Source organism: Streptococcus sp. 2579, assembly GCF_013277195.1.
Lineage (GTDB): Bacteria > Bacillota > Bacilli > Lactobacillales > Streptococcaceae > Streptococcus.
In genome coordinates this window covers 134,977-150,050 of sequence record NZ_VMMM01000003.1, presented here as the reverse complement: position 1 = coordinate 150,050, position 15,074 = coordinate 134,977, and the positions used below count along the sequence as shown (strand labels likewise).

Below are 15,074 nucleotides of genomic sequence, written 5' to 3'. Positions count from 1 at the left end.
GATTTTCATTGAGTATCAGTCCTCTTTCCCTTGGGAAGAGGCTTTTTAATACTAGGAAAAGGACAGTTAGAGTCTTCTGTGTTATACTAGAGATATGTTAGATTTGAAAGAATACGGTATCGTCATGTGGCCGGAGGAGAAGATTGTTTCTTTTCGTCAGAAACTCCTCACTTGGTATGATGAAAACAAAAGAGATTTACCGTGGCGTAGAAGTAAAAATCCTTATCACATCTGGGTCTCTGAAATTATGCTCCAGCAGACTAGGGTGGATACAGTTATCCCTTACTACGAACGTTTCTTGGACTGGTTTCCGACAGTGGAAAGTTTGGCGAATGCGCCTGAAGAGCGTTTGTTGAAGGCTTGGGAAGGCTTGGGTTATTATTCTCGAGTTCGTAATATGCAGGCTGCAGCCCAGCAGATTATGACTGACTTTGGTGGCCAATTTCCAAACACCTATGAAGGAATTTCCAGATTGAAAGGAATTGGACCTTATACTGCAGGAGCCATTTCCAGTATCGCTTTTAATTTGCCTGAGCCAGCGGTCGATGGTAATGTCATGCGGGTTTTGGCACGTCTGTTTGAAGTCAATCACGATATTGGAATTCCAAGTAATCGCAAAATTTTTCAGGCAATGATGGAAATCTTGATTGATCCGGATCGTCCGGGTGACTTTAATCAAGCTTTGATGGACTTGGGATCTGATATTGAGGCGCCTGTAAATCCCAGACCAGAAGAAAGTCCAGTTAAGGACTTTAGTGCGGCATATCAGAATGGCACAATGGACCGTTATCCAATCAAGGCTCCCAAGAAAAAGCCAGTTCCTATTTATCTTAAAGCCTTAGTTGTGAAAAATTCTCAAGGACAATTTTTACTTGAAAAAAATGAAAGTGAAAAGCTATTGGCAGGTTTTTGGCATTTCCCCTTGATAGAAGTAGATGACTTTTCGCAAGAAGAGCAGTTTGACCTCTTTCATCAGGTTGCAGAAGAAAGCGTGAACTTTGGCCCAAGTCCAGAAGAGAGTTTCCAGCAGGACTATGACCTAGATGTTGCTTGGCTTGATGTTTATTTTGAGACTGTCAAGCATGTCTTTAGTCATCGTAAATGGCATGTTCAAATTGTAGCAGGTCAAGTGAGTGACTTCCATGATTTTTCAGATAGGGAAGTTCGCTGGCTTTCACCAGAAGAGTTCAAGGATTACCCACTTGCCAAACCCCAACAAAAAATCTGGCAGGCTTATGCAAAAGCCAACTTAGACAGTAGCTAAGACTAGCTATCGTGTCTTCTTGCTATTTTTTTGGTATAATAGTAGAGAAAAAGGTGAACATATGAAAAAAATACTAATTGTAGATGATGAGAAACCAATCTCGGATATTATCAAGTTTAATATGACCAAGGAAGGTTACGAAGTTGTAACTGCTTTTAACGGTCGTGAAGCGCTAGAGCAATTTGAAGCAGAGCAACCAGATATTATTATTCTGGATTTGATGCTTCCGGAAATTGATGGTTTAGAAGTTGCTAAGACCATTCGCAAGACAAGTAGTGTACCTATTATCATGCTGTCGGCTAAAGACAGTGAATTTGATAAGGTTATCGGTTTAGAGCTTGGAGCAGATGACTATGTGACAAAACCCTTCTCCAATCGTGAGTTGCAGGCGCGTGTTAAAGCTTTGCTGCGTCGTTCTCAACCTATGCCAGTAGATGGGCAGGAAGCAGAAAGTAAACCTCAACCTATCCAAATTGGGGATTTAGAAATTGTTCCAGACGCCTACGTGGCTAAAAAATATGGCGAAGAACTAGACTTAACCCATCGTGAGTTTGAGCTTTTGTATCATTTGGCATCGCATACAGGTCAAGTCATTACGCGCGAACACTTGCTTGAGACTGTCTGGGGTTATGACTATTTTGGTGATGTCCGTACGGTTGATGTGACTGTACGACGTCTGCGTGAGAAGATTGAAGATACACCCAGCCGACCAGAGTATATCTTGACGCGCCGTGGTGTAGGGTATTACATGAGAAATAATGCTTGATTTACTGAAACAAACGATTTTTACCAGAGATTTTATCTTTATCCTGATTTTGTTAGGTTTCATCCTTGTTGTGACCCTTCTATTACTAGAGAATAGACGTGATAATATGCGATTGAAGCAAATCAATCAAAAGGTTAAAGATTTGATTGCAGGAGATTATTCCAAGGTTCTTGATATGCAAGGTGGGTCTGAAATCACCAATATTACCAATAATTTGAATGACTTGTCGGAGGTTATTCGTCTCACTCAGGAAAATCTAGAACAAGAGAGTAAGAGACTAAATAGTATCCTGTTTTATATGACAGATGGGGTTCTTGCGACCAATCGTCGGGGGCAGATTATCATGATTAACGATACAGCCAAGAAGCAACTGGGGCTGGTTAAAGAAGATGTTCTGAATAGAAGCATTTTGGAATTGCTCAAGATAGAAGAAGACTATGAATTGCGTGATTTGATTACCCAAAGTCCAGAATTGTTGCTAGATTCCCAAGACATCAATGGGGAATATCTGAGCCTTCGAGTTCGCTTTGCCTTGATTCGTCGAGAGTCTGGCTTTATTTCAGGTTTGGTGGCTGTTTTGCATGATACGACGGAGCAGGAGAAGGAAGAGCGCGAACGGAGACTCTTCGTTTCCAACGTTAGTCATGAGTTACGGACTCCTTTAACCAGCGTGAAATCTTATCTTGAAGCCTTGGATGAGGGAGCTTTGTGTGAAACTGTAGCACCAGACTTCATCAAGGTGTCTCTGGACGAAACCAACCGTATGATGCGCATGGTGACGGATCTCCTCCATCTCTCACGGATTGATAATGCGACCAGTCACCTAGATGTAGAATTGATAAACTTCACTGCCTTTATTACCTTTATCCTCAATCGTTTTGACAAGATGAAAGGACAGGAAAAAGAAAAGAAATATGAGCTGGTGAGAGATTATCCTATCAATTCTATCTGGATGGAAATTGATACAGACAAGATGACACAGGTGATTGATAATATTTTAAATAATGCTATTAAGTATTCGCCAGATGGGGGTAAAATCACTGTCAGAATGAAGACAACTGAAGACCAGATGATTTTATCCATTTCTGACCACGGTTTGGGGATTCCTAAGCAGGATTTACCACGTATCTTTGACCGTTTCTATCGTGTGGATCGTGCTAGAAGTCGTGCCCAAGGTGGAACAGGTCTGGGACTGTCTATTGCCAAAGAAATTATCAAACAACATAATGGCTTTATTTGGGCCAAGAGTGAATACGGTAAGGGTTCAACCTTTACCATTGTGCTCCCTTATGATAAGGATGCAGTGAAAGAAGAAGTATGGGAGGACGAAGTAGAAGACTAGAATGAGTGAAATAGGCTTTAAATATAGTATTTTAGCGTCGGGTTCCAGTGGAAATTCCTTTTATCTGGAAACACCAAAAAAGAAGCTTTTAGTGGATGCTGGCTTGTCTGGTAAGAAAATTACTAGCCTACTTGCTGAAATTAACCGCAAACCAGAAGACCTGGATGCCATCTTGATTACCCATGAGCATTCAGATCATATCCATGGAGTGGGTGTGTTAGCTCGCAAGTATGGTATGGATTTGTATGCCAATGAAAAGACCTGGCAAGCTATGGAAAACAGCAAGTATCTTGGCAAGGTAGACTCTTCGCAAAAGCATATTTTTGAAATGGGTAAAACCAAAACCTTTGGAGATATCGACATCGAGAGTTTTGGCGTAAGCCATGATGCAGTCGCACCTCAGTTCTATCGCTTTATGAAAGATGATAAAAGTTTTGTCCTTTTGACAGATACAGGGTATGTTAGTGACCGTATGGCGGGAATTGTCGAAAATGCGGATGGCTATCTTATCGAGTCCAACCATGATGTAGAGATTTTGCGAGCAGGTTCTTACGCTTGGCGACTCAAACAACGAATCCTATCTGACCTCGGTCACCTTTCTAACGAAGACGGTGCTGAAGCTATGATTCGTACCTTGGGAAACCGCACTAAGAAAATCTACCTTGGGCATTTATCCAAGGAGAACAATATCAAGGAGTTGGCTCATATGACCATGGTCAATCAGCTAGCGCAAGCTGATCTGGGAGTCGGAGTAGACTTTAAGGTTTATGATACCTCACCAGATACCGCAACACCATTGACAGATATATAAAAAAGAAGGCGAGGGCCTTCTTTTTTATATATCTGGTAGAGATTTGGTGTGGTATAATGTTTACAAATGATATAGGAGAAGTAGTGTGAAAAGAAAATGGTTATTTAAGGATTATTATGACACAACAATTATTTTACTTGCTTTAATCTCTGTTATTCTGGTATTACTTGGATTTGCTGAGATGATTGATTTAGACAGTCCTCCATACAGTATTATTGACTTGCTACTTTGGTTTGTGTTTGTGGTAGATTATGGTTGGCGGTTCTTTTCAAGTAAAGCAAAATGGAGGTTTATACTTGAAAATATCTTTGACTTGTTAGCTATCCTTCCTTTAAATGCTATTTTTACAGTATTGCGATTAGGGCGTATCTTCCGCTTAGCAAGGCTGACAAAATTACTGAAACTGACTCGTTTACTTAGAATAATTGGACTTACAGGTAAATTAGAAAGAAAAATTAGTAGATTCTTACGAACAAATGGCCTGATTTATATCTTATATGTTAATATTTTTATCGTTCTAGTAGGAAGTTCAATTTTATCTGTAGTTGAAGAAAAATCCTTCTCAGATAGTCTTTGGTGGGCTCTTGTGACAGTAACTACTGTTGGTTATGGTGATATTGTTCCAGTTTCCCTTTTTGGGAAATGGCTAGCAGTTTTACTGATGCTTGTCGGTATTGGAACAATAGGGATGCTAACAAGTGCTTTGACGAACTTTTTTGTAAAGGATAATCCAGATGAACAGATAAAACTTGATAAACTTCAAGATGAATTATCTAGTCAGAGAATATTACTAGAGAAGCAATCTGAGAAAATCGAAGAACTGCATCGGATGATACAAGATTTGCTTGAAAAAACATAATAAAAATAAAGATGAGACAAAGTTTGAGTTGAGGAGAAATCAAGTAAGTTTTGACACAATAGAACGCATATTATCAGGTATAAAAACTTGATACTATGCGTTTTATAGAGAAATGAAATAAAATCTGAACAAATCAATTAGGAATTTAAAGCATTTTATAACAACGTTTTAGAGTAATGGGGTGCTATTTCAACTTCAATCTACTATAATATAGATAAAAAACAACTCCCTGATGATTCAAGGAGTTGTCTATAGTTAAATTAGTTTTTTGAAGCTGCTTGGAATTCTGGGTTTTTCCATGCTTCGTCAATGATAGCTTGCAATTCTTTAGCAGATGCTTGCATTTTTTGAGTTTCTGCGTCGTTCAATGGAATATTTACTGGACGAACGATACCATGTGCACCAACAACAGCTGGTTGACCGATAAAGACATTCTCAACTCCGTATTGACCTTCTTGGAATACTGAAAGTGGAAGTACTGCGTTTTCATCGTCAAGGATTGCTTTAGTGATACGAGCAAGTGCTACTGCAATACCGTAGTATGTTGCACCTTTTTTGTTGATGATTGTGTAGGCTGCATCACGAACACCTTCGAACAATTCAATCAATTCAGCTTCTTGAACATTTTGAGTGTCTTTAAGGAATTCTTCAAGGTTTACACCAGCGATGTTTGCGTGTGACCAAACAGCGAACTCAGAGTCACCGTGTTCACCCATGATGTAGGCGTGCACTGAACGAGCATCCACATCCAATTTTTCAGCAAGTGCTTGACGGAAACGAGCTGAGTCAAGTGAAGTACCTGAACCGATAACGCGTTCTTTAGGGAAACCAGAGAATTTCCAAGTTGAGTAAGTCAAAACGTCAACTGGGTTAGCAGCAACAAGGAAGATACCTTTGAAACCTGATTCAACAACTTGAGTTACGATTGATTTGTTGATAGCAAGGTTTTTACCTACAAGGTCAAGACGAGTTTCACCTGGTTTTTGAGGAGCACCTGCAGTGATTACAACAAGGTCAGCGTCTGCACAGTCAGAGTATTGAGCTGCATAGATTTTTTTAGGTGAAGTGAAGGCAAGGGCGTGACTAAGGTCAAGCGCGTCACCAACAGCTTTTTCATGCAATTGTGGAATTTCGATAATTCCAAGCTCTTGTGCAATTCCTTGGTTAACCAGTGCAAAAGCGTAAGATGAACCTACAGCACCATCACCGACAAGGATAACTTTTTTGTGTTGTTTAGTTGAAGTCATTGTTCTAAACATCTCCTTAATTTTATTAGGGGATTTTCCCCAGACAACTTCATTCTATCACTTTTAAAAAACTTTGTCACGAATATGCCTTATAGTTCTCGATGTAAACGTTTTAGTGGTTTAGAGGCTGAAATAGATGGGAATTTATGGTATAATGTTGTTACTTACTAATTGTGAAATGAGGCATTTATTAATGCAGGATAAAAATTTAGTGAATGTCAATCTGACAAAGGAGATGAAGACGAGCTTTATCGATTACGCCATGAGTGTTATCGTAGCCCGGGCTCTTCCTGATGTTCGAGATGGCTTGAAACCTGTTCACCGTCGCATTCTCTACGGAATGAATGAATTGGGTGTTACTCCAGACAAACCTCATAAAAAATCTGCTCGTATTACAGGGGATGTCATGGGTAAATATCACCCACACGGGGATTCCTCTATTTATGAAGCCATGGTCCGTATGGCTCAATGGTGGAGCTACCGTTACATGCTTGTAGATGGGCATGGAAACTTTGGTTCCATGGATGGAGATGGTGCTGCCGCCCAGCGTTACACTGAGGCACGTATGAGCAAGATTGCTCTAGAAATGCTTCGAGATATCAATAAGAATACGGTTGATTTCGTCGATAACTATGATGCCAATGAACGGGAACCCTTGGTTTTGCCAGCTCGTTTTCCAAACCTTTTGGTCAATGGAGCAACTGGTATCGCTGTTGGTATGGCAACCAATATTCCACCTCATAACCTGGGTGAGACCATTGATGCAGTCAAGCTCGTCATGGACAATCCTGAAGTGACTACCAAGGACTTGATGGAAGTCTTGCCTGGTCCAGATTTTCCAACAGGTGCCCTTGTCATGGGGAAATCAGGCATTCATAAGGCTTATGAAACAGGTAAAGGTTCTATTGTTCTTCGTTCTCGTACTGAAATCGAAGAAACTAAGACTGGCCGTGAGCGAATTGTTGTAACAGAATTTCCTTATATGGTCAACAAAACCAAGGTGCATGAGCATATTGTTCGCTTGGTTCAGGAAAAACGCATTGAGGGGATTACAGCAGTACGTGATGAGTCAAACCGTGAAGGTGTTCGATTTGTTATTGAAGTCAAGCGCGATGCCTCAGCCAATGTTATCCTTAATAACCTCTTCAAGATGACCCAAATGCAAACCAACTTTGGTTTCAATATGCTTGCTATCCAAAATGGTGTACCGAAGATTTTATCCCTTCGTCAGATTTTGGATGCTTATATCGAGCACCAAAAAGAAGTAGTTGTTCGTCGGACACGTTTTGATAAGGAAAAAGCGGAAGCACGCGCTCATATCTTAGAAGGTCTCTTGATTGCGCTAGACCATATCGATGAAGTGATTCGTATCATCCGTGCTAGTGAAACAGACGCAGAAGCACAAGCTGAGTTGATGAGTAAATTTAAGCTTTCTGAACGTCAAAGTCAGGCCATCCTGGACATGCGTCTTCGTCGTTTGACAGGTTTGGAACGTGATAAGATCCAGTCTGAGTATGATGACCTCTTGGCTCTGATTGCGGATTTGGCGGATATTCTTGCTAAGCCTGAACGTGTTTCTCAAATTATCAAAGACGAATTGGATGAAGTTAAACGTAAATTTTCCGATAAACGCCGTACAGAGTTGATGGTCGGTGAAGTCTTGAGTCTTGAAGATGAAGATTTGATTGAAGAATCGGATGTCTTGATTACCCTTTCTAACAGAGGCTACATTAAGCGTTTGGATCAGGATGAGTTCACTGCTCAAAAACGTGGGGGTCGTGGTGTCCAAGGAACGGGAGTGAAAGATGATGACTTTGTTCGTGAGTTAGTGTCAACTAGCACCCATGATCATCTGCTCTTCTTCACAAACAAGGGACGTGTCTATCGTCTTAAAGGTTATGAAATTCCTGAGTATGGTCGGACTGCCAAAGGGCTACCAGTAGTCAATCTCTTGAAATTGGATGAAGACGAAAGTATTCAGACGGTTATCAATGTTGAGTCTGATCGCAGTGATGATGCTTATCTCTTCTTTACAACCCGTCACGGTATTGTGAAGAGAACCAGTGTTAAGGAATTTGCTAACATTCGCCAGAATGGTCTCAAGGCTTTGAACCTCAAGGATGAAGATGAGTTAATCAATGTCTTGTTGACGGAAGAAGATACGGATATTATCATTGGTACCAAGTTTGGTTATGCAGTTCGCTTTAATCAATCAGCCGTTCGTGGTATGAGCCGTATCGCCACTGGTGTGAAAGGTGTTAATCTCCGTGATGGAGATACAGTAGTCGGAGCGAGCGTAATTACTGATCAAGATGAGGTTCTTATCATTACTGAAAAAGGATATGGTAAGCGTACAGCTGCTACTGAATACCCAACAAAAGGTCGTGGTGGTAAGGGAATGCAGACAGCTAAAATTACCGAAAAAAATGGCTTGCTGGCCGGTCTTATGACTGTTCAAGGGGATGAGGATTTGATGATTATCACTGATACAGGTGTCATGATTCGAACCAATCTTGCCAATATTTCACAAACAGGACGCGCAACTATGGGAGTTAAAGTAATGCGCCTGGATCAAGATGCTCAGATAGTGACCTTCACAACGGTTGCAGCGGCAGAAAAAGAAGAAGTTGGGACAGAAAATGAAACAGAAGGTGAAGCATAATGTCTCAAAAAAATAATAAAAAGAAAAACAAACGAAAAAATCTGCTGACAAATATCCTAGCAGGATTTCTGATAGTACTGTCACTGGTTTTGATTTTTAATGCGCAAATTCGAAATATTTTCATGGTCTGGAATACCAATAAGTATCAAGTTAGTCAGGTATCAAAAGAAAAAATAGAAGAAAATCAGGATACAGAAGGAAATTTTGATTTTGATTCGGTCAAAGCGATCTCTTCGGAAGCTGTTCTAGCTTCTCAATGGGACGCTCAAAAATTACCAGTTATTGGGGGAATTGCAATTCCTGAATTGGAAATGAATTTGCCGATTTTTAAAGGACTTGATAATGTTAATCTCTTCTACGGTGCTGGTACAATGAAACGCGAGCAAGTAATGGGAGAAGGAAATTATAGTCTAGCTAGTCATCATATCTTTGGTGTTGATAATGCTAATAAAATGTTATTTTCTCCTTTGGATAACGCTAAAAATGGTATGAAGATTTATCTAACTGATAAAAATAAAGTTTATACCTATGAAATCCGTGAAGTCAAACGTGTGACACCGGATCGTGTTGATGAAGTTGATGATAGAGATGGGGTCAATGAAATCACATTAGTAACCTGTGAAGACCTTGCTGCTACAGAACGTATTATTGTAAAAGGTGATTTGAAAGAAACAAAAGATTATTCACAAACATCTGATGAAATCCTAACAGCTTTCAATCAACCATATAAACAATTTTATTAGTACAAATCAGTGAAATCATGGATTTCACTGATTTTTTTAAGATTTTCATAAAAAAACTTTTATGAAATCCAGAAAACGCTTCCTAAAATCTAAAGTTTGTGATATAATTATCAAGAAAAAAGATTTAGGAGTTTATTATGGTTTCTTCAGAATTTATCTCAAAGATTGAATTTGCTTGCAAGAAGAAGGAAAGTCTTTATAGTCAAAGCAAATTTAAGTATGCGATTCGTTCTATGTTTGCAGGTGCATTCTTAACTTTCAGTACAGCTGCTGGTGCAGTTGGGGCTGACTTGATTAATAAAATTGCACCAGGTAGTGGACGTTTCCTCTTCCCATTTGTCTTTGCTTGGGGCTTGGCCTACATTGTTTTCTTGAATGCCGAGTTGGTAACATCAAACATGATGTTCTTGACTGCAGGTAGTTTCTTGAAAAAAATCTCTTGGAGAAAAACAGCTGAGATTTTACTTTACTGTACCTTGTTCAACCTTATCGGGGCTTTGATAGCAGGTTGGGGCTTTGCCCACTCAGCAGCCTATGCACATCTGACTCATGATAGTTTCATCTCAGGGGTTGTTGAGATGAAGTTAGGCCGCTCAAATGAATTAGTCTTACTTGAGGCGATTTTGGCAAATATTTTCGTTAATATTGCGATTCTTTCATTTGTTTTGGTCAAAGATGGTGGTGCCAAACTTTGGCTTGTTTTATCAGCGATTTACATGTTTGTATTCTTAACAAACGAGCACATTGCTGCGAACTTTGCTTCTTTCGCGATTGTAAAATTCAGTGTTGCTGCTGACTCAATTGCTAACTTCGGTGTTGGAAATATGCTTCGCCACTGGGGTGTAACCTTCATCGGAAACTTTATCGGAGGAGGCCTCTTGATGGGTCTTCCATATGCCTTCCTCAATAAAAATGAAGATACTTATGTAGATTAAGAAAATGAGCGCGATTGAGTCGTGCTTTTTTCATTTTTAAAATAAGGTAATAGTTATTTATTATATCAAAATATAAAAAAGAGGTATTAGTCAAGATAGGTCGATAGTGCTACAATATCCTTAATGAAACTATATGGAGGTCGCCTTATGACTCGTGATTTTAAATTTGAAACCTTACAATTGCATGCTGGGCAAGTAGTTGATCCAGCTACCAAGTCTCGTGCAGTGCCGATTTATCAAACAACATCCTTTGTTTTTGATGACACGCAGGAAGGTGCCGATTTGTTTGCCTTGAGAAAACCAGGTAATATCTATACTCGTATTACAAATCCTACAACGGCTGCTTTTGAAGAAAGAATTGCAGCTCTCGAAGGTGGTGTCGGAGCTCTTGCAACAGCATCAGGTATGGCAGCAGTGACTTATACGATTTTGGCACTTGCCCATGCTGGTGACCATGTAGTTGCAGCCTCAACTATTTACGGTGGAACCTTCAATCTCTTGAAGGAAACCCTTCCTCGTTATGGTATCACAACAACCTTTGTCGATGTGGATAATTTGGAGGAGGTAGAAGCAGCGATCAAAGACAATACCAAGCTTGTCTTGATTGAAACCTTGGGTAATCCTTTGATTAACATTCCTGACTTGGAAAAATTGGCTGAGATTGCGCATAGACACCAGATTCCACTCGTTTCGGACAACACTTTTGCTACACCATATTTGATTAACGTCTTCTCTCACGGTGTAGATATTGCCATTCATTCGGCGACTAAGTTTATCGGTGGGCATGGTACGACTATTGGTGGAGTGATTGTCGATAGCGGGCGTTTTGACTGGGCGGCTTCAGGAAAATTCCCTCAATTTGTTGAGGAAGATCCAAGCTACCACAATTTGAGCTATACTCGTGATGTCGGTGCAGCAGCCTTTATTATCGCTGTCCGTGTTCAATTGCTTCGTGATACAGGTGCAGCCTTGTCGCCATTTAATGCCTTTCTCTTGCTTCAAGGACTTGAAACCCTTTCACTTCGTGTGGAACGCCATGTGCAAAATGCAGAGAAAATTGTTGATTTCCTTATCAACCATCCTAAGGTAGAAAAAGTCAACTATCCAAAACTTGCTGATAGTCCTTACCATGCTTTGGCTGAAAAATACTTGCCAAAAGGTGTCGGTTCAATCTTTACCTTCCATGTCAAAGGTGGAGAGGCAGAAGCACGCAAGGTAATTGATCATTTAGAAATCTTCTCTGATCTTGCAAATGTGGCAGATGCTAAATCGCTTGTTGTTCATCCAGCTACAACCACTCACGGTCAATTGTCAGAAAAAGACCTAGAAGCAGCAGGTGTCACACCAAACCAAATCCGTTTGTCTATCGGACTTGAAAATGTAGATGATTTGATTGGAGACTTGCGCTTGGCCTTGGAAAAAATTTAAAGAAAAAGAAGATAAACAGTGGGTTTCGACTCACTGTTTTTGATTTTCCCTTAGGCATGATATAATGGTTAAAGAAGCCTAGAAAGAGGAACGATATGAACGAAATCAAATGCCCCAACTGTGGGGAAGTCTTTACAGTAAATGAGAGTCAGTATGCCGAACTCTTGTCCCAAGTGAGAACGGCAGAGTTTGATAAGGAACTACACGATAGGATGAGGCAGGAACTGGCCTTGGCTGAGCAAAAGGCCATGAATGAACAACAGACTAAACTGGCTCAAAAAGACCAAGAAATTGCTCAATTGCAGAGTCAAATACAAAACTTTGATACAGAAAAAGAATTGGCCAAGAAAGAAGTTGAACAAACAAGCCATCAGGCTCTCTTGGCCAAGGACAAGGAAGTACAGGCCTTGGAAAACCAATTGGCCACCTTGCGTTTGGAACATGAAAATCAACTACAGAAGACCCTCTCTGACCTAGAAAAAGAACGAGACCAGGTTAAAAATCAGCTTCTCTTGCAAGAAAAAGAAAACGAACTCTCTCTTGCTTCAGTTAAGCAAAACTACGAAGCTCAACTCAAGGCAGCTAGTGAACAAGTCGAATTTTATAAGAATTTCAAAGCCCAACAATCTACAAAAGCTATCGGGGAAAGTCTGGAACACTATGCAGAGAGTGAGTTTAACAAGGTCCGCAGTTTTGCCTTTCCAAATGCTTACTTTGAAAAGGATAACAAGGTTTCAGCGCGTGGGTCTAAGGGAGACTTTATCTTCCGTGAATGTGACGAAAATGGGGTTGAAATCATTTCCATCATGTTTGAGATGAAGAATGAAGCTGACGGAACAGAGAAGAAGCACAAGAATGCAGATTTTTATAAGGAATTGGACAAGGATCGTCGGGAGAAGAACTGTGAGTATGCCGTTTTGGTGACCATGCTTGAGGCCGATAATGACTACTTTAACACAGGGATTGTTGACGTTAGCCATGAGTATGAAAAGATGTATGTGGTTCGTCCTCAATTCTTTATTCAGTTGATTGGGCTTTTGCGAAATGCGGCGCTTAATTCCCTAAAATACAAGCAGGAGTTGGCCTTGGTTCGCGAGCAAAATATTGACATTACGCATTTTGAAGAAGACTTGGATGCCTTTAAACAGGCCTTTGCTAAGAACTATAATTCAGCTTCGACCAACTTTGGTAAAGCTATCGATGAAATTGACAAGGCCATCAAACGCATGGAAGAGGTCAAGAAATTCCTAACCACATCCGAAAACCAACTCCGTCTAGCGAACAATAAATTGGAAGATGTTTCTGTTAAAAAATTGACCCGGAAAAATCCAACCATGAAAGCGAAATTTGAAGCACTGAAGGGGGAGTGAGGAAACAAGATATGAACGGTATTATCAACTTAAAAAAAGAAGCGGGGATGACCTCGCATGATGCGGTTTTTAAACTGCGCAAGATTTTGGGAACAAAGAAAATTGGTCATGGTGGAACCTTGGATCCGGATGTGGTAGGTGTTTTACCGATTGCGGTTGGCAAGGCGACACGAATGGTCGAGTTTATGCAGGATGAGGGCAAGGTCTATGAGGGTGAAATCACTCTTGGTTATTCAACAACGACTGAGGATACCAGTGGTGAAGTGGTCGCAGAGACACCTGTTTTATCGCACTTGGATGAAAGGCTTGTTGATGAAGCAATCGCCAGTCTGACAGGATCTATTATTCAGATTCCGCCTATGTATTCGGCTGTCAAGGTTAATGGTCGTAAGCTTTATGAGTATGCGCGTGCTGGTCAGGAAGTGGAGCGTCCAGAACGTCAGGTGACCATTTATCAATTTGATCGAACAAGTCCGATTTCTTATGAGGGTTATCTTGCACGCTTTACTTTTCGTGTGAAATGTAGTAAGGGGACTTATATCCGTACCTTGTCAGTTGACTTGGGAGAGAAGCTTGGTTATGCGGCCCATATGTCACATCTGACTCGAACTAGTGCAGCTGGTTTGCAACTAGAAGATGCTCTTACCTTGGAAGAAATTGCTGTCAAAGTGGGGGCTGGCCAATTGGACTTTCTTCATCCTCTAGAGATTGGGACAGGAGACCTTGTCAAAGTTTTCCTAAGTCCAGAGCAGGCTGCAGAAGTACGCTTTGGTCGTTTTATAGAGCTCGAACAAACAGAACAAGAATTGGCTGCTTTTGAAGGAGATAAATTGCTAGCCATTCTAGAAAAACGGGACAATCTCTACAAGCCAAGGAAGGTTTTTAGCTAGTCTAACTGAGGTGTAGGGAGTGTTGTTTCCCCTTGACTATCCAAATCAGACTATAAATTTTGCAAAAAATGTGATAGAATAGACGACGGATAAAAAAACGGAGGATAGCATGCAAAATAGACCAATCATTATCGGAGTGACAGGTGGTTCTGGTGGTGGTAAGACCAGTGTTTCAAGAGCCATTTTATCGCACTTCCCTGATGAAAAGATTTCCATGATTGAACATGATTCATACTACAAGGATCAGTCTCATTTGACCTTTGAAGAGCGTGTCAAAACTAACTATGACCATCCTTTTGCCTTTGATACAGACTTGATGATCGAGCAGATTAAGGAATTGTTGGCAGGGCGTCCGGTGGACATTCCGACTTATGACTATACAGAGCATACACGAAGCAGCAAAACCTATCGTCAAGAGCCTCAAGATGTCTTTATCGTTGAGGGGATTTTGGTCTTGGAGGACAAGCGTCTGCGCGATTTGATGGATATCAAGATTTTTGTGGATACGGATGATGATGTGCGCATTATTCGTCGTATCAAGCGCGATATGGAAGAACGTGGCCGTAGTCTTGATAGCGTTATTGACCAGTATCTAGGTGTGGTTAAACCAATGTACCACCAGTTTATCGAGCCAACCAAGCGTTATGCTGATATTGTCATTCCTGAAGGGGTCAGCAATACAGTGGCTATCGATCTTTTGACAACCAAAATTTCCAAGATTTTGGAAGAAGCTAGAAATAGTAAATAAACAGATGTG

At 40.6% G+C, this 15,074-nt stretch carries 13 protein-coding genes; 12 read left to right on the top strand and 1 reads right to left on the bottom strand.

Going from position 1 to position 15,074, the window contains the following annotated elements:
• Positions 1-94: 94 nt before the first annotated feature.
• The 5 genes from mutY to HT725_RS01420 all read left to right on the top strand — a co-directional run bounded on the left by mutY (position 95) and on the right by HT725_RS01420 (position 5,042).
• Positions 95-1,264 carry an A/G-specific adenine glycosylase gene (gene mutY, locus HT725_RS01440; RefSeq protein ID WP_173218474.1) on the top strand — a complete coding sequence of 390 codons (1,170 nt, stop codon included), beginning with the start codon at positions 95-97 and terminating at the stop codon, positions 1,262-1,264.
• Positions 1,265-1,325: 61 nt separating this feature from the next.
• Entirely contained in the window at positions 1,326-2,030 is a 705-nt protein-coding gene (gene yycF, locus HT725_RS01435) for a response regulator YycF (RefSeq protein WP_050223087.1), read from the top strand.
• On the top strand, positions 2,023-3,372 hold the full coding sequence (gene vicK / locus HT725_RS01430; RefSeq protein ID WP_173218476.1) for a cell wall metabolism sensor histidine kinase VicK: 1,350 nt from the start codon (positions 2,023-2,025) through the stop codon (positions 3,370-3,372). Before yycF ends, vicK begins: the two co-directional genes overlap by 8 nt.
• A gap of 1 nt (position 3,373) precedes the next feature.
• On the top strand, positions 3,374-4,183 hold the full coding sequence (locus HT725_RS01425; RefSeq protein ID WP_054384038.1) for an MBL fold metallo-hydrolase: 810 nt from the start codon (positions 3,374-3,376) through the stop codon (positions 4,181-4,183).
• 85 nt (positions 4,184-4,268) lie between these two features.
• Positions 4,269-5,042, top strand: a complete 774-nt coding sequence (locus HT725_RS01420) for an ion channel (RefSeq protein ID WP_164226228.1) — start codon at positions 4,269-4,271, stop codon at positions 5,040-5,042.
• 260 nt (positions 5,043-5,302) lie between these two features.
• On the opposite strand, the gene HT725_RS01415 is transcribed toward HT725_RS01420, so the two are convergent.
• Positions 5,303-6,289 carry an L-lactate dehydrogenase gene (locus HT725_RS01415; protein ID WP_000204726.1) on the bottom strand — a complete coding sequence of 329 codons (987 nt, stop codon included), beginning with the start codon at positions 6,287-6,289 and terminating at the stop codon, positions 5,303-5,305.
• A gap of 193 nt (positions 6,290-6,482) precedes the next feature.
• On the opposite strand from HT725_RS01415, the gene gyrA reads away from it, so the two are divergent.
• The 7 genes from gyrA (at position 6,483) to udk (ending at position 15,065) form a co-directional block, all read left to right on the top strand.
• Positions 6,483-8,951 (top strand): DNA gyrase subunit A, encoded by a 2,469-nt coding sequence (gyrA, locus tag HT725_RS01410; protein ID WP_164226229.1) that lies wholly within the window; start codon positions 6,483-6,485, stop codon positions 8,949-8,951.
• Positions 8,951-9,694, top strand: coding sequence for a sortase SrtA (srtA, locus tag HT725_RS01405; protein WP_164226230.1), 744 nt, complete (start codon positions 8,951-8,953; stop codon positions 9,692-9,694). The genes gyrA and srtA overlap by 1 nt, the downstream gene beginning before the upstream one ends.
• 137 nt (positions 9,695-9,831) lie before the next feature.
• Complete coding sequence (locus tag HT725_RS01400; protein ID WP_020900680.1) at positions 9,832-10,629, top strand: formate/nitrite transporter family protein; 798 nt, start codon at positions 9,832-9,834, stop codon at positions 10,627-10,629.
• 147 nt (positions 10,630-10,776) lie between these two features.
• On the top strand, positions 10,777-12,057 hold the full coding sequence (locus tag HT725_RS01395; protein WP_173252969.1) for an O-acetylhomoserine aminocarboxypropyltransferase/cysteine synthase family protein: 1,281 nt from the start codon (positions 10,777-10,779) through the stop codon (positions 12,055-12,057).
• 95 nt (positions 12,058-12,152) lie between these two features.
• Entirely contained in the window at positions 12,153-13,427 is a 1,275-nt protein-coding gene (locus HT725_RS01390) for a DUF2130 domain-containing protein (RefSeq protein WP_173252917.1), read from the top strand.
• Between the two features lie 11 nt (positions 13,428-13,438).
• Positions 13,439-14,317, top strand: a complete 879-nt coding sequence (gene truB / locus HT725_RS01385; RefSeq protein WP_173252915.1) for a tRNA pseudouridine(55) synthase TruB — start codon at positions 13,439-13,441, stop codon at positions 14,315-14,317.
• A 109-nt stretch (positions 14,318-14,426) separates the two neighbouring features.
• The gene (gene udk / locus HT725_RS01380; protein ID WP_045591120.1) at positions 14,427-15,065 is read left to right on the top strand and encodes a uridine kinase; all 639 of its coding nucleotides are present in this window, start codon (positions 14,427-14,429) and stop codon (positions 15,063-15,065) included.
• The last annotated feature ends 9 nt before the right edge of the window (positions 15,066-15,074 follow it).

What these genes read in the sequence shown, in the direction of transcription:
- mutY (WP_173218474.1), top strand. Translation starts at nt 95, where the DNA reads ATGTTAGATTTGAAAGAATACGGTATCGTCATGTGGCCGGAGGAGAAG.
- yycF (WP_050223087.1), top strand. Translation starts at nt 1,326, where the DNA reads ATGAAAAAAATACTAATTGTAGATGATGAGAAACCAATCTCGGATATT.
- vicK (WP_173218476.1), top strand. Translation starts at nt 2,023, where the DNA reads ATGCTTGATTTACTGAAACAAACGATTTTTACCAGAGATTTTATCTTT.
- HT725_RS01425 (WP_054384038.1), top strand. Translation starts at nt 3,374, where the DNA reads ATGAGTGAAATAGGCTTTAAATATAGTATTTTAGCGTCGGGTTCCAGT.
- HT725_RS01415 (WP_000204726.1), bottom strand. Translation starts at nt 6,289, where the DNA reads ATGACTTCAACTAAACAACACAAAAAAGTTATCCTTGTCGGTGATGGT.
- gyrA (WP_164226229.1), top strand. Translation starts at nt 6,483, where the DNA reads ATGCAGGATAAAAATTTAGTGAATGTCAATCTGACAAAGGAGATGAAG.
- srtA (WP_164226230.1), top strand. Translation starts at nt 8,951, where the DNA reads ATGTCTCAAAAAAATAATAAAAAGAAAAACAAACGAAAAAATCTGCTG.
- HT725_RS01400 (WP_020900680.1), top strand. Translation starts at nt 9,832, where the DNA reads ATGGTTTCTTCAGAATTTATCTCAAAGATTGAATTTGCTTGCAAGAAG.
- HT725_RS01395 (WP_173252969.1), top strand. Translation starts at nt 10,777, where the DNA reads ATGACTCGTGATTTTAAATTTGAAACCTTACAATTGCATGCTGGGCAA.
- HT725_RS01390 (WP_173252917.1), top strand. Translation starts at nt 12,153, where the DNA reads ATGAACGAAATCAAATGCCCCAACTGTGGGGAAGTCTTTACAGTAAAT.
- truB (WP_173252915.1), top strand. Translation starts at nt 13,439, where the DNA reads ATGAACGGTATTATCAACTTAAAAAAAGAAGCGGGGATGACCTCGCAT.
- udk (WP_045591120.1), top strand. Translation starts at nt 14,427, where the DNA reads ATGCAAAATAGACCAATCATTATCGGAGTGACAGGTGGTTCTGGTGGT.